The following is a 12,350-nucleotide window of genomic DNA, read 5'->3' on the forward strand; positions in this document are numbered from 1 at the left end:
GGGGCGCGGGTGCGCCCCGCATCACCAGGAGTCGATGGGTCGGCAGCGCCGCGAGTCGACGGCCGACTGCCCGGCGGGGGCGGGCGGTTCGACGGACTCTGCGGCGTGGGTGCCCCCGTGCGGGGTGGGGAGGCTGGTGGGGGACCACGGCTGGCGGAAGCCGGGCCCGAGACCGAGCGCGGGGTGCGGCTCGCCCAGCGCGCGCAGTATCAGCCGCTCGCCCGAGAACGCGGTGCGGCCGTGCAGCAGACGGTGGTTGTCCAGCACAACGCCCTGTCCGGGGACCAGCCGGAGTCGGTGAGTGTTCCGTTCGATGGCCTGGCGGAGGGTGGGCAGGTGGGCCTGGGCGTCGGGGGAGAACCGGGCCAGGTCGTCCTGGCGCAGTCGCAACCGCCACCACCCGGCGGGCAGTTGCTGGAACACCGAGGCGAAGTGGCCACTCGATCCGCCGAAGTACGCGGCTCGCTCCGCGGAGAATGCCTCGATGGCGGCGGGGTGGTACGCGGCCAGCTCGGCGAGGACGGCCCGGCCGTCCACCAGCAGGCTCTCACCGCCGCTGTCGCCGGCCCGCGCGCACGCAAGCAGAAGCAGGCGGGGTGGATCCGGGTGCTGCGCGCACTCGGTGTGCAGGGTCAGCGCGCCGCGCCCCAGGCCCGCGAAGCCCGGCCGTCCGCTGTGGCGGCCGGTGTCGCGGATGACGGTCAGCCCGTCCGGGTCGGCATCCCGGTGCTGCCACAACGAGGACATCAACCGGCCGGTCGCGACGAGCACATCGTCCCGACCGCCCAACCTTGCGAGCCTCAGCAGGCCGTCCTCACGCAGCACCTCACCGGCCTGCTCGCGCGCCGCTCCGTCCAGTCCGCCCGTGACGAAGTCGTCTCCGTTGGTGTTGAACGACGGCATGGTGAAGCTCCCTCGTGGGACCGAGTGGGTGGGAGGCGACACACTCTCCATGCCCCTCCCGCCCGATGGAAAGTGACAGATTGTCAAAGCGTGATCACCGGACCGTGGGGCATCGCGGAGGCCCGCGGCTGCTACCTTCGACAGGCCCGTGCCCGTCTGCGTGCCTCGGAAGAAGCGATGAACGAGACTGAACAGCCCTACGTGCCAAAGGCCTTCCCGATCTCCATCAAGGGCGTCGTCCTCGACCCGCAGCAACGGGTGCTGCTGCTGAAGAACGAACGCCAGGAGTGGGAGCTGCCCGGCGGGAAGCTGGAGGGCACCGAGACCCCCGAAGAGCGGGTTGTCACCGAGATCCACGAGGAGAGCGGCTGGACGGCCACCGCCGGCCCCCTGCTGGACGTGTGGCTGTACGAACCGATCCCCGGCCGCCAGGTCTTCATCGTCACCTACGGCTGCACCACCACCGACGCGCACCAGGCCCCGGTCGTCAGCCACGAACACAAGGAAGCCGGCCTCTTCCACCGCGACGAGGTGCCCGGCCTGGCCATGCCGCAGGGCTACAAGGACTCCATCGCCCGCTGGTACGAACTGCACCACCAGGCCTGACCGGTGACCCGGATCGACCCCCACAGCGGCATCCGCTGGCACTGGACCACCCCCAGAGCCCAGGACATCCTGCGCCGCCGAGCCCTGCCCGAGATCCTCCAGCTCTACCGCGAGCTCCACGGGCTGCCGCAGCAGGAACTCGCCGACGTCCTCGGCTACTCCACCAGCTACGTCTCCCGCATCGAGACCGGCTCGCGCACCATCACCGACCTGGGCGCCCTGCGCCACATCGCCGAACGCCTCGGCCTCCCGCCGCACTGCCTCGGTATCACCGACGACGCGGACGGAGACCACCAACTCGTGATCCAGCTCGCCGAATCCGTGCTGCGACTGGCCGAGATCGCCCGCCAGGCCGGCCAGGCCACCACCGCCGTCGCCGAGCTGTGGCCGTTGGTCGCCCGCCTGGAGGCCCGCACCGCCGACGGCCACGCCGACCTCGACACTTTGCGCCTGCTCGCCCGGGCCCGAGTCGGCCTCGGCGTCGCCCTCGGCCACGTCCTGCCGGAGGAGCGCCTCGCCACCGCCGCCCGCTGGACCGGCAAGGGCCTGAACGTTGCCCGGCGCCTGGGCGACCCCGGCCTGCACGCCAACGCTCTGCGCCACCACGGCAACGAACTGCGCAAGGCCGGGTTGCACCTGCGCGCGCTGGACCGGCTCGGGCAGGCCCGTGACACTGCTCGCACCGCCACCGAACGCGCCGAGGCGATCGTCCTGCTCGCCCGCGCCGCCGGGGCCGCGGGCAACGCCGTCATCTTCGACACCGCGATCGAGGAGGGTCACCGTCTCCTGGACGAGGCGGCGCCCACCGCCCTGTTCTCCGAGTTCACCCTCCACGAGGTTCGGCTCCGGGGTCTCATGAGCACCGGCCGGGTCGCAGAAGCTGTCCGGCATCTCGATCACGCGCCCGCCGCCGGACTCGCGGCGACCTCCCAGTGGCGGATCATCGCGGCGATCACCGCGGGCGAGGTGCTGCTGAGGAAGGGGGATTCCAACAGAGCGGCGCAGCAGCTCGGCGCGGCGGTCGATGGGGCGATCCTTCACCACCTGCCGCACCAGATCCAGCGCGTCGTGCGGGCCGGCCGCAGCCTGCCCGAGGTCCGGGAACGCGCGGGCGACGCCTTGGCGCGGTTGCGGGCCGAGATAGCGGCCTGATCTCGGGCCCGGCAGTGAGGCGGCGATGTACACGGCGGATTTCACATCCCTGAGCTCTGGGCTGAAATGTCTGGGACGGTGTGGTGGGGCGCTGCTGAGCGTGTGGAGCGGCGCCCCACGTTGATCACTGGCCGGAGGCGGTCCAGATCGGGATGTCCTTGGCAGCCGGAGCCGTCCAGATCGGCGCATGGGGCTCGGCGACCTGGGCGGATGCGCCGGGTGGGCCGCGGGGGCAGCGAAGGGACTTCACTCGGACAGCAGCGCGAGCAGTCGGCTCTGCAGGCGTTCCACGTCGCGGCTGCTGCCCAGGTTCCGGTACTGGTCCTGGCCGGCGGTGTACCAGCTGGCGGCGAGTGCAGGCAGTTTGCCGCGTTCGGCGGCCTGTCCGAGGAACTCGATGCCGTAGGCCGCCCAGCGGCGGTGGCCGAGGCGCACGAACTCCTGCACGGCGGTGTTGATGGTGCCCGCCGCGACGTCGTGCTCGCCGGCCAGGGACTGGGCCTCGCCCAGGAAGACCTTCGCCCGGGCCACGTTCAGCGGGTCGGGCGGGGTGAGCGATTCGAGGTCGGCGACGGCCTGCTGGAGCAGCGGGATGCCGAGGTCGGTGTTGCCCTGGCGGGCGGCAGCGGAGCCGAGGAGGATCTCGGCGAGGCCGGCGCCGCGCCGGTCGTCGAGGTCGGCGTAGAGCTCGATGGCGCGGGTGAGTTCGGGCTCGGCGACGGCGTGCCGCTCGGCGTCGTACAGGGTGGCGCCGATGCCGGCGGTGCACTGGGCGATGCGGACGGGGTCCTGGTCCTCGGCGGCGAGAGTTCGGCTTTCCTCGTAGAACCGGAGAGCGTCCTCGTGTTCGCCGGTGCGTTTGTGCGAGATGGCCAGGGTGGTGGTCATCTCGTAGACGGCCAGCGGGTGGCCCCAGATTCGAGCGGAGCCGAGGCCCAGCTTGTGGCAGGTGAGGCTCAGGTCGGTTCGCCGCAGGCGGTGGAACAGTGGCCACAGGTCGTGGACCAGGACTGTGGCGGCTTGGTGCTCGCCGAGGGTGCGGGCGGCCGTGAGGGCGGACCGGACGCCGGGCGAGCTGGACCGCCGGCTGGTGGAAGTGCTCACCCGGCCTTCCCGCACGAGGTCATAGCCCGATATTCGACTTCGGCCCCATGTACGAACCGGCGCGCGGCCAGCCGGCCCTGGCCAGGTCCACGAACCGCTCGGAGAAGCCGTGACCGGGAAGATCATCGATCTTCACCCACTCCACGCCCCGGATCGGCCGGGTGTCGGCACCGTCCGCGACGTCGCCGATCCGGCCGCCGATCACCTCGACCTCGAACGAGATGTGCACGACGCAGGCCGCAGTGACGTCGCAGACGTACAACAGGCGACCGACCTCGACATCGAGCCCGGTCTCCTCGCGCATCTCCCGACGCAGGGCCTGGGTCAGCGTCTCGCCGTCCTCGGCCTTCCCGCCAGGCAGGGACCACGTCCGCGGCCCCTCGGTGTTCTGGTTCAGCAGCAGCATCTGGCCGTCCCGCACTGCGATGCCCGTCACACGTGTATGCATGCGCGCACCGTACAGCGTCCCAACACCGCTAGGAGAAAAGTCCGTTGAAGAATCCACCCATCCCTGTGGTCATCGCCGCCGGTGGGCTGGGCACCCGGGTGGCCGGCTGGTCGCGAATGCTGCCCAAGGAGTTTCGCCCGGTCGGAGGACAGCCCGGCCTGCTCCAAGGGCCGGATTCGACCTGCTCCGGAAGATGATCCTGCTTCAGTAGATCCCCAGATCCCCAGATCCCCGCGACCAGGGTCAGAGCTCGGCCGTCCAGGCTCCGACAGGGTGCTCGCCGGGCGGCAGCCACAGCTGAGGCTGCGACTCCCAATGTCCCTCGTCGGCTTGTTCTTCCCAGTGAAAGCGCCCGTTCGCGTCGGGCCATGCCACCTGCAGGACAGGGAGGGGCGGCCGCCGGTAGAACCCGATGGCCCGCCCGAAGAAGGTCCGGTACCAGCGAGGATCGGCGTTCCTGAGTCTCACCTGCTGGCCGCCGCCGACACCCCGATGTTCTTGACCGTCGGCCAGGACCGCGCCCGACGCGGCCTTCTGGCCAAGCGTGTTGAGGATGCGGTGCATGAGGTGGACGTCGAGCCCGAACATCGCGAGCTCAGGCTCACCGTATGTATGGGACAGGCCGATCGTGTAGGCGAACCCAGGGCCGATCTCATCCTCGGGAACCATCGTCACGTGCCATCCGTGCTCCTGGACATTGCCGGTGATCGTCAAGTCAACGTGGTCTGCATCGTCCCGGTCACCGTAGTCATGGCACAGGACACAGCGGCACTGGAATGGATCACCGGTCATGCATGGAGAGTATGAGGTGAGTGTTCGAGCCGACGCAGCGGGCCCGCATCCGACCGTCACTCTCCGCGACCGATCCCCAAGATCTATGCCAGAACCGAGTTTTGACGTCACCGGGGTACTTGCCAGGCCAGCATCGGGAGTGCTCCTGGTGAAAGGCCCTGGTCATGCCGCAGATTTCGAAGGTCGAGCTGTACGCCGCGATCCGGCGTGACCACCGGGACGGCATGAAGCTGCGGGCGATCGAGCGCAAGTACAACCTGTCGTGGCGGACGATCAGGACCGCGCCGGTCACTGCTCGGCCGGGCCGCTACCGGCCCACCGACAAGGTCCTCGCCTTCCTTGCCCGCCTGTGACACAAATGATCGAAGGCCGCAGGTCCGGCTATGCGACACTCACCGCGTGATGACGCCCAGAGAACTGCGCGAGGCATGCCCAACCGGTGGAGGTCCCTACGCCTGCCCTTGTTGCAAACTCCTGACCTTGGACGCCCGCTGCGACTGGGAGATCTGCCCCGAATGCGGCTGGGAAGACGACGGTCAGGACGACTTGAACGCCGACGAGGTATGGGGCGGTCCCAACGGATCCGAAAGCCTCACCGACGCCCGCCTCCGCTACTCTAAGTATGCCGCGACCGCCAGAGCAACAGACTCAGGATCGGCCGCAAACGGCGGTCAGGGCAGGTGGCTCGAAGCCTGCCGGAGTTACCGCGCCTCTCGGCGCTTGCCACAGCACTTCGATGCCACGCCCGCCCCGGTGACTATGCCGAACACCGCCGAGCGGAACGGCGGTTCAAGCAGCGGTGATCTCGCAAACTGAGACGCCCCTCGGCACAGTCGCGGTCTCGGCATAGGTCCAGCTATGCGGATATCGGCATAGATTGATGAGCTCGGCTACATGGAACTCGACCGCCACGGCGCCGAACTGCTCTTCCAGGTCCTCTCCGAACGCGAGGAGAAGAACAGCGTCGCCATCGCCTCCAACGAGTCGTTCGGCAAAGCGCACATGTTCCGGCGAACCTGTGCGAGGTGGCGCCGAAGTGGGGCAGGTTCCTGCTCGCGCCAGGCCCGTGTGACTTGGCGGGCCGCAGTGGGGCGCCGACCGCGCATACTCGGTGTCCGCGGAACACGCGGACATGGGACTCTGTCCCTCATGAGTGAGTCCACCCCCTATGACCAGGACCGAGCCGCATACTCCCGCGAAGGGCTGGCCCGACTCGTACTCGCCGACAACGCCACGGAGGTGGCTGACGGTGCCGCGGGGCTGGTGGGAACCCGCAATGATGCCGACACCGGATTCGGCGGCCGAGTCAGTCAGGCCCGGCAGCTCGTTGACCTGGCCGAACGGACTCTGAATTCGGCTGTCATCTACGAAGTCGAACGTGGCAGTTCCTGGGCACAGATCGCGGCCTACCTGGAGATCAGCGCTGAGGAGGCCGAACAGCGGTATGTCCCCGCTGTCCAGGCGTGGAACAACGCGTTCGAGGAGCCGTACCGACTGGACGAAACCGGTCGTAAGCGCATCCCGCAGCTGCCCACCGCGGCATACGACCCCAACTGGGCATGCACTCAGTTGGATCGGTGGGCCTACCTTCGGCACGTCGGAATCGACGACAGGCAGGCTGTCAGTGCCAGTCTCGTCATGGCCGAGGCTGCGGACGAGCAGGTCCCCGGCGCCCGGACCTAGGGTGTCCGTTCGTGCTGATCCGGAAGTCGTCCTGAGTCGATGTGATCAGCAAGGTAGATGAGGGTGGCTTCGGGGTCCATGCCGAAGGCTGCGGCGACAAGCTTGGGGTCCATCGTGTTCACGAGGAACGTCGACGCGCTCTCGGACCTCGGCGGCAAGGTGCACACCACCGCGGCCAACTACGCCGCAGCAGACCACGGTGCCCAGCAGCAGTACCAGCAGGGGGCCTGAGCGTGCCGGACCACGATGCGCACCCGCTCGGCGAGGAGATCGACAGTCATCGCCAGCAGGCCGAGAAGCTGAAGAAGACCATCGACGAGTCCCATGGCATGTGGGGCGCCGGCGACTTGAAGTACGCCGTCCACGATGCCCTGCAGCTGGCCGCGCCCAAGGGCGACTCCGGCAAACTCGGCGGATCACGTGGTATGTGGTGGAACTTCATCGGGCGCACCCACGACGACATCCTTCGGGCCCGCGAGGAGTGGCAGGCCGCCGCCGACCGCTTCGGCGCTGTCCAGGGCTACCCATGACGAGATCAAGGCCTTCGACGACCAGATCCACCCGCACGCCGCCGACCCCCGCTGGCTTGCCGACCGAATTTCCCCGGTACAGCTTGAGGCGGTCTCGGCCCAGACGGCGGGGACGGGCTGCAACGGTGTCAACTGGGACCAAGGCCAGCACAACACCTGCGTGGCGGCGTCGACGGTGACCGCCCGGGCGATGGTCGACCCCCTGTTCGCCTTCCAGCTCACCACCGGCGGCCACCCGGACGACCCGGCGTACGACAACGGCAAGGCCTCGAAGGAGCGATGGGACAAGGAGACCAACCGGGTCTACGACACCCGCTCCTGGATGCACCTGGGCCAGGACGGGATGTGGGACTGGGAGTCCCAGGACATCGCCGACGACGAGATCGCCAAGCACACCGGCGCGGAGTACCACAACGTGGACCTCGACAGCCATGAAAAGCGCCAGAACGCGCTGGCCGAGATCGAGCAGAAAGTCGACGAGGGCAAACCCGTCCCGTTGTCTGTCCACGGCGGCACGCTGTTCAACCCCCACGGCCACCAGATGATGATCATCGGGCACCGGGGCGACCAGCTGGAGATCTACAACCCCTGGGGCTACACCGTCTGGGTCAGCGAGAGCGACTTCATCAACAACCACATGCAAGGCGCCTCCGACGACAGGCACCCTGAAGTCCGAAGCGTGCGAATGCCCAAGTGAGGCCACGAATTGAGCACCCCACACCCCCGAAGTGACGGCCAGCTGGCCGAGCTGGACGTCGAGGTCCTCCTGCGCTTCGGCCTTCCCGACCCGGGAGCGCACCGCTCCACCCTGTTCGGCGACGGCACGGTGGCCGCCGCGATCACCGTCGACCGCCTCGGCGTCCTGCCGCGCGCTCTGGCCTTCCTCGCAGAGGTGGTCCGCGCCGGCGGCACCCGCTTCGCAGCCGGCCTGCCCGAGCCGCTGCCCGGCCCAGCGGCCGTGGTGGCGCGCGCCTGGCTGGAGGCAGCGGCCATGGTCGTGCAGGACACGACAGGGGACCAGCTGGTCGCCCGCTGGCTCGACGCGGTCGCCGCCGTGCTGGCGCTGCGCGTCACCTACCGAGGGGCGACCCCATGACGTGGCGGTGGCGCCGATTCCTGCTGGCGGTGGCCGCCGTGCTGGCCGTCGCGGCCACCGTGGGCGCCGTGGCCATTCACAAGATGACCACGGGAGAGCTCAGCCACGGCACGGTGTTCACCCAGACTTCGGGAGAGCTCACCGTCAACCCGGGTGACGTGTTCTCGATCGAGGTGTTCGCCTACCGGGAGGCGGGCGACAACTGGACCATGGCCACCCCTGCCCCCGATCCGGCCATCGTGCAGGCCACCGGAGACGAGTACGTCGACAACTTCGGCGTCCAGGACGTGTTCGGCTTCGGTGGGACCGGAGACCTTGGCACGGGAGGCCACTACTACTTCACGTTCCGCGCCGCCCAGCACCCCGGCACAACCACCATCACCCTGCACGTCGCCTACCGCGACGAGCTCGGCGGCACCTTCTCCGGCGGCCCGCAGCAGACCAGGCGCCGGTTCACCGTCGACGTCCGCTGAACCGCCTCCAGCCGGCAGCCCGCTTCCTCCCCGCCCGGGGTGATCGGCGGTGGCGCGAATCGGGGCAGCAGCTCGGCCTGCTTGGTGGCGGCCGGTCAACGCGTCCTGTTCGGCTCTTCGAGCCGGCCGTGCCGGGTCAGCGGGGCGGCTGGCCGCGGCCGCGGTCGTCGGACGGGTGCCTGGGCCGGCCTCAGTGGCGGTGAGGCCGCCAGCTCGCCGGAGGAGAGGCGGGCTCCTGAGGGGGCCCGCCGCCCAGTGCAGCGGCGGGCCCGGGGACGGGTCCGCGGGCCCTGCCCTTGCCGAAAACGTCATCCGCTCCGATCAGGCAGCATGTTGGTACTCATGGAGGAGCCCGCCGAGTCGGTCGCGTCGTCGTATGTAGAGGCGGGCGATGTGCCCTGGATCGGTGATCGGCCGGGGGAGTGGGTGCAGGGGGCGGGCGTTGGCGATGCCCTGCTGTGGCCGATGCCCGTTTTAGAAGGTCTCGAACTCGCATAGGGCGTGCAGGAGATGGCGCTGGTTCCAGATCAATGTCCGGTCCAGCAGTTCTCGCCTGCAGGTTTGCACCCAGCGCTCCGTGATGGAGTTCATTCCCGGCATCCGGACGCCGCTGAGTACCACCTCGATGCCCGCGTCCTTGAGTACCTCGTCGAACAGCTGCGGGAACTTCCCGTCCCGGTCCCGGATCAGAAAGCGGACCCGGCAGCCGGCGTCCTCAAGATCCATGACGAGATTCCTCGCCGCCTGGGCCACCCAGGCCGCGGTCGGGTGCGCGGTTGCGCCCAGGACCCGGATCCGGCGGCTGGCGTGCTCGATCACCGCGAACACGTACAACCGGGCCCCGGACAGGGTGACTGTCTCGAAGAAGTCGCACGCGAGGAGCGCGTCGGCCTGGGAGCGCAGAAAGTCCGCCCACGTGGTGGAGGTCCGCTCGGGTGACGGCGGGATCCCGGCCTTCTGGAGGATCTCCCACACCGTGGACGCGGCCGCCTTCACGCCGAGGACGAGAAGCTCGCCGTGAAGGGGGCGGTACCCCCACCCCGGATTCTCCGCAGCCAGGCGCAGGACCAGGGCGCGGATGGAGCGTACGGTGCGCGGCCGCCCTCCGCGCTTGGGACGGGACCGGGCAGCGTGACGGCGGGCGACCAGGTCGCGGTGCCAGCGAAGAACGGTGTCCGGCCGTACCAGCAGCCGCATCCGGCGGAGCACCTGCGTCGGCAGGTGGTGGAGCAGTGCCGCAAGGAATGCCCGGTCGCTCGCTTCGAACCGGACCCGCTGCCCGCCCAGCTGCCGCTCCAGCACCGCGATCTGATGGCGCAGGGCCAGGATCTCCACGTCCTTGTCGCGGTCGCTCATCGGCAGCAGACGCAGCATCGCGAACGCGTTGGTCACGCCCAGGTACGCCAGTCTCAGCAGCACGATCCATCAGCCTGACACGCTCACCCGGCACCCATGGCTATTCATGAGAAGGAGCAGGTCACAGGCCCCGGATGAGGTTTTCGGCAGGAGCAGCGCTCGGTTCCGCGCATCCGCGCAGTCGTTCCTTCGTCCTCCCGGCCTGGCGGCCGTGATCGCCCTGGCGGCGGCATGACGCTCAGGCGGCGGTGCGGTGCTCGTCCTCGTCGATGGCGTCGTAGAGGTGGGTCTCCTGGGCCCAGCTGGTGAGGGTGCGCCGGTCGACCAGGATGAGGTCGTGGCGGGCGGCGAAGGCGGCGGCGTCGCGGGTGAAGCCGTTGAGTCCGATCATGACGGGTACGTCGGCGCCGTGTTCGGGCCGGGCGGTGCCGTTGAAGGTTTGGACGTCCCGGGAGCCGACCGGTTTGTTGTAGTGCTTGCACTGGAGGACGACCTTGCGGCCGTGGTGGTCCCAGGCGGTGACGTCCGCGCCGAGGTCGCCGGAGCGGCCGGAGTGCTGTACCCGGGTGAAGCCGTCCCGGACGAGCAGCGCCGCGCAGGCCTTCTCGAAGTCGGTCGGGTGCATCACGTCGAGATGATGGATCGGGTAGGTCAGGGTGGCCGGTTCCTCGTCCTCGTACCCCTCGTCCGCGTAGGGTACGTACCCGCGTGGGGCGAAGAAGAGCCAGGCTGCCGCCAGAACGGGAGCCAGGACGATCGGACTGGCGATGAGGGCCGACCACCAGGGATGGTCGGTGATCCAACCCCACACGTCCGTGCTCAGCCAGTGCCAGAACGAGGTGGTCAGCCACTGCCAGAAGACCTTGGCGGCGGCCACGGTCAGAACCGCTCCGGCGATGAACTTCAGCAGCGGGTCGAAGGAGCCGTCATCGCGCACTACGGTGCCCTCCCTGTCGGATTCGGTGTGCCGGAGCCGGGCCACCGGGTGGCCTGCGTCCCGGTGTTCGGGCGGGCAGGCGGAGCAGGTCGTGCAGTGCGACGCCGTGCTCCGCCCACTGCCGCAGGCGGTCGCGGTCGACCCAGTGCACGCCGTGCCGGTCGCCCCAGGCCTGGGCGTCGCGGGTGAAGGACCCATTGGTGACGACGACCGCGGTGTCGGCCCCGTGCACCGGGCCGGCGGTGCCGTTCACCTGGTACATCACCTGGGAGGCGACTTTGGCGCCGACCTTGGTGTGCTTGGCCTGGAGCACGATGCGGCCCAGGGCTGGATGACGGCCGATCACGTCGGCGGCCTGGTCGCCCTGCTGCCCGACCTTGCGGGCACTCCAGCCGTCGCGCACCAGTAGATCCCGCAGCGCGTACTCGAACTCCTGGTCGTCCAGGGCGTCGATGCCGGACAGACCGAGCCGCAGCGTCGCCAGGCGCTCGGTGCGGCGCCGGTCCGCGGCCTGGCACCGCACCCACCACGCTGCCGCGCCGAGGACGGCCGCGACCGCCATGCCGGCGAGAACGGGCCAAAGCCGTAGGGCCGCCCGGGCACCGGCCTCGGCCGCCTGGACAAGGAGGACGAGCACTGCGACGGCGACAGCGCAGGCCGCGACAGACTCGATGGTGCCGCGCGGCCGGCGCAGTCTGTGCCGCCTGCGGGCCATCAACGCCCCGCCGGGGCCGAGGCCGCCGGCGCGGGAGCCGGCGGCGGGGCTGCGTCGGCGTCGCCGAAACCGATGAAGTGCCCCCACAGCCACACCGCGGCACAGATCCCGGCGATCGTCCAACCGCTCATCCTCTTCGCGCTCGCGCCCGGGCGCGGATTGCGGCGGATGTGGCTGCGCACGACGTGGAAACCCTCGGGTACCGGCATCGGCCTCTTCTCCCCTCCATCGGCGAACCGCGCGGCGCGGCCCGTCCCGCTCCCTGATGTAGCAGCGAGCCACGACAGGAACCGGCGGAACAGCGGCAGATGATCAGAGGCCAGGTCGCGAACCGGACAACGCGATTGCGTGCGTCACCTTCTGCCGCCGGCCCCGCAAGGTGACCCTGGCCTCGCGGGATCGGGTAGGCCCGCAAGGTCGTGCGGGAAAGTGGGCAGCCGTCTACGCTGATCGCGGTCTAAGGGCGTCCGCCAGTAGGTGGTTGCAGCAAGGCAGGCACGGCTCACCCGATCATGGAGTTCTCTACGCTTCATGATCACCGGGGGATCCGTGCCT

At 69.6% G+C, this 12,350-nt stretch carries 14 protein-coding genes and 3 pseudogenes; 10 read left to right on the plus strand and 7 right to left on the minus strand.

Annotated elements, in window-relative coordinates; genetic code table 11:
- Positions 1–21: 21 nt before the first annotated feature.
- Positions 22–903 carry a TauD/TfdA family dioxygenase gene (locus tag ABTZ03_RS26000; protein WP_350515479.1) on the minus strand — a complete coding sequence of 294 codons (882 nt, stop codon included), beginning with the start codon at positions 901–903 and terminating at the stop codon, positions 22–24.
- Positions 904–1,080: 177 nt separating this feature from the next.
- On the opposite strand from ABTZ03_RS26000, the gene ABTZ03_RS26005 reads away from it, so the two are divergent.
- Both ABTZ03_RS26005 and ABTZ03_RS26010 read left to right on the plus strand, forming a co-directional pair.
- A complete protein-coding gene (locus tag ABTZ03_RS26005) occupies positions 1,081–1,509 on the plus strand; it encodes an NUDIX hydrolase (RefSeq protein WP_350515480.1) in 429 nt (142 codons plus the stop codon).
- Between the two features lie 3 nt (positions 1,510–1,512).
- Entirely contained in the window at positions 1,513–2,661 is a 1,149-nt protein-coding gene (locus ABTZ03_RS26010; RefSeq protein WP_350515481.1) for a helix-turn-helix domain-containing protein, read from the plus strand.
- A 246-nt stretch (positions 2,662–2,907) separates the two neighbouring features.
- On the opposite strand, the gene ABTZ03_RS26015 is transcribed toward ABTZ03_RS26010, so the two are convergent.
- The 3 genes from ABTZ03_RS26015 to ABTZ03_RS26025 all read right to left on the minus strand — a co-directional run bounded on the left by ABTZ03_RS26015 (position 2,908) and on the right by ABTZ03_RS26025 (position 5,005).
- The gene (locus ABTZ03_RS26015) at positions 2,908–3,765 is read right to left on the minus strand and encodes a tetratricopeptide repeat protein (RefSeq protein WP_350515482.1); all 858 of its coding nucleotides are present in this window, start codon (positions 3,763–3,765) and stop codon (positions 2,908–2,910) included.
- Positions 3,766–3,784: 19 nt separating this feature from the next.
- Positions 3,785–4,213, minus strand: a complete 429-nt coding sequence (locus ABTZ03_RS26020) for an NUDIX domain-containing protein (protein WP_350515483.1) — start codon at positions 4,211–4,213, stop codon at positions 3,785–3,787.
- Positions 4,214–4,456: 243 nt separating this feature from the next.
- Complete coding sequence (locus ABTZ03_RS26025) at positions 4,457–5,005, minus strand: DUF4262 domain-containing protein (RefSeq protein WP_350515484.1); 549 nt, start codon at positions 5,003–5,005, stop codon at positions 4,457–4,459.
- Positions 5,006–5,169: 164 nt separating this feature from the next.
- Here ABTZ03_RS26025 and ABTZ03_RS26030 point away from each other — a divergent pair, with 164 nt between their 5' ends.
- The 8 genes and pseudogenes from ABTZ03_RS26030 (at position 5,170) to ABTZ03_RS26065 (ending at position 8,787) form a co-directional block, all read left to right on the plus strand.
- Positions 5,170–5,358: a hypothetical protein gene (locus ABTZ03_RS26030; RefSeq protein WP_350515485.1), complete on the plus strand. Its 189-nt coding sequence runs from the start codon at positions 5,170–5,172 to the stop codon at positions 5,356–5,358.
- Between the two features lie 49 nt (positions 5,359–5,407).
- Positions 5,408–5,821 (plus strand): CPCC family cysteine-rich protein, encoded by a 414-nt coding sequence (locus tag ABTZ03_RS26035; protein WP_350515497.1) that lies wholly within the window; start codon positions 5,408–5,410, stop codon positions 5,819–5,821.
- A gap of 60 nt (positions 5,822–5,881) precedes the next feature.
- A pseudogene (locus ABTZ03_RS26040) lies at positions 5,882–5,995 on the plus strand (ATP-binding protein); the annotation flags it as partial.
- Between the two features lie 159 nt (positions 5,996–6,154).
- The gene (locus ABTZ03_RS26045) at positions 6,155–6,688 is read left to right on the plus strand and encodes a hypothetical protein (RefSeq protein ID WP_350515486.1); all 534 of its coding nucleotides are present in this window, start codon (positions 6,155–6,157) and stop codon (positions 6,686–6,688) included.
- A 425-nt stretch (positions 6,689–7,113) separates the two neighbouring features.
- Positions 7,114–7,215, plus strand: a pseudogene (locus ABTZ03_RS26050) (pirin family protein); the annotation flags it as partial.
- 163 nt (positions 7,216–7,378) lie between these two features.
- The gene (locus ABTZ03_RS26055; RefSeq protein ID WP_350515487.1) at positions 7,379–7,915 is read left to right on the plus strand and encodes a C39 family peptidase; all 537 of its coding nucleotides are present in this window, start codon (positions 7,379–7,381) and stop codon (positions 7,913–7,915) included.
- 9 nt (positions 7,916–7,924) lie between these two features.
- On the plus strand, positions 7,925–8,314 hold the full coding sequence (locus ABTZ03_RS26060; protein WP_350515488.1) for a hypothetical protein: 390 nt from the start codon (positions 7,925–7,927) through the stop codon (positions 8,312–8,314).
- On the plus strand, positions 8,311–8,787 hold the full coding sequence (locus ABTZ03_RS26065; RefSeq protein WP_350515489.1) for a protease inhibitor I42 family protein: 477 nt from the start codon (positions 8,311–8,313) through the stop codon (positions 8,785–8,787). The genes ABTZ03_RS26060 and ABTZ03_RS26065 overlap by 4 nt, the downstream gene beginning before the upstream one ends.
- 321 nt (positions 8,788–9,108) lie before the next feature.
- Here the strand turns inward: ABTZ03_RS26065 and ABTZ03_RS26070 are convergent.
- The 3 genes and pseudogenes from ABTZ03_RS26070 to ABTZ03_RS26080 all read right to left on the minus strand — a co-directional run bounded on the left by ABTZ03_RS26070 (position 9,109) and on the right by ABTZ03_RS26080 (position 11,795).
- Positions 9,109–10,206: pseudogene (locus tag ABTZ03_RS26070) on the minus strand (transposase family protein).
- 175 nt (positions 10,207–10,381) lie between these two features.
- Positions 10,382–11,080 (minus strand): restriction endonuclease, encoded by a 699-nt coding sequence (locus tag ABTZ03_RS26075; protein ID WP_350515490.1) that lies wholly within the window; start codon positions 11,078–11,080, stop codon positions 10,382–10,384.
- Positions 11,070–11,795, minus strand: coding sequence for a restriction endonuclease (locus tag ABTZ03_RS26080; protein ID WP_350515491.1), 726 nt, complete (start codon positions 11,793–11,795; stop codon positions 11,070–11,072). Before ABTZ03_RS26080 ends, ABTZ03_RS26075 begins: the two co-directional genes overlap by 11 nt.
- Positions 11,796–12,350: the final 555 nt, after the last annotated feature.

It is taken from the genome of Kitasatospora sp. NPDC096077 (genome assembly GCF_040303245.1).
In the GTDB taxonomy this organism is placed as follows: Bacteria; Actinomycetota; Actinomycetes; order Streptomycetales; family Streptomycetaceae; genus Kitasatospora.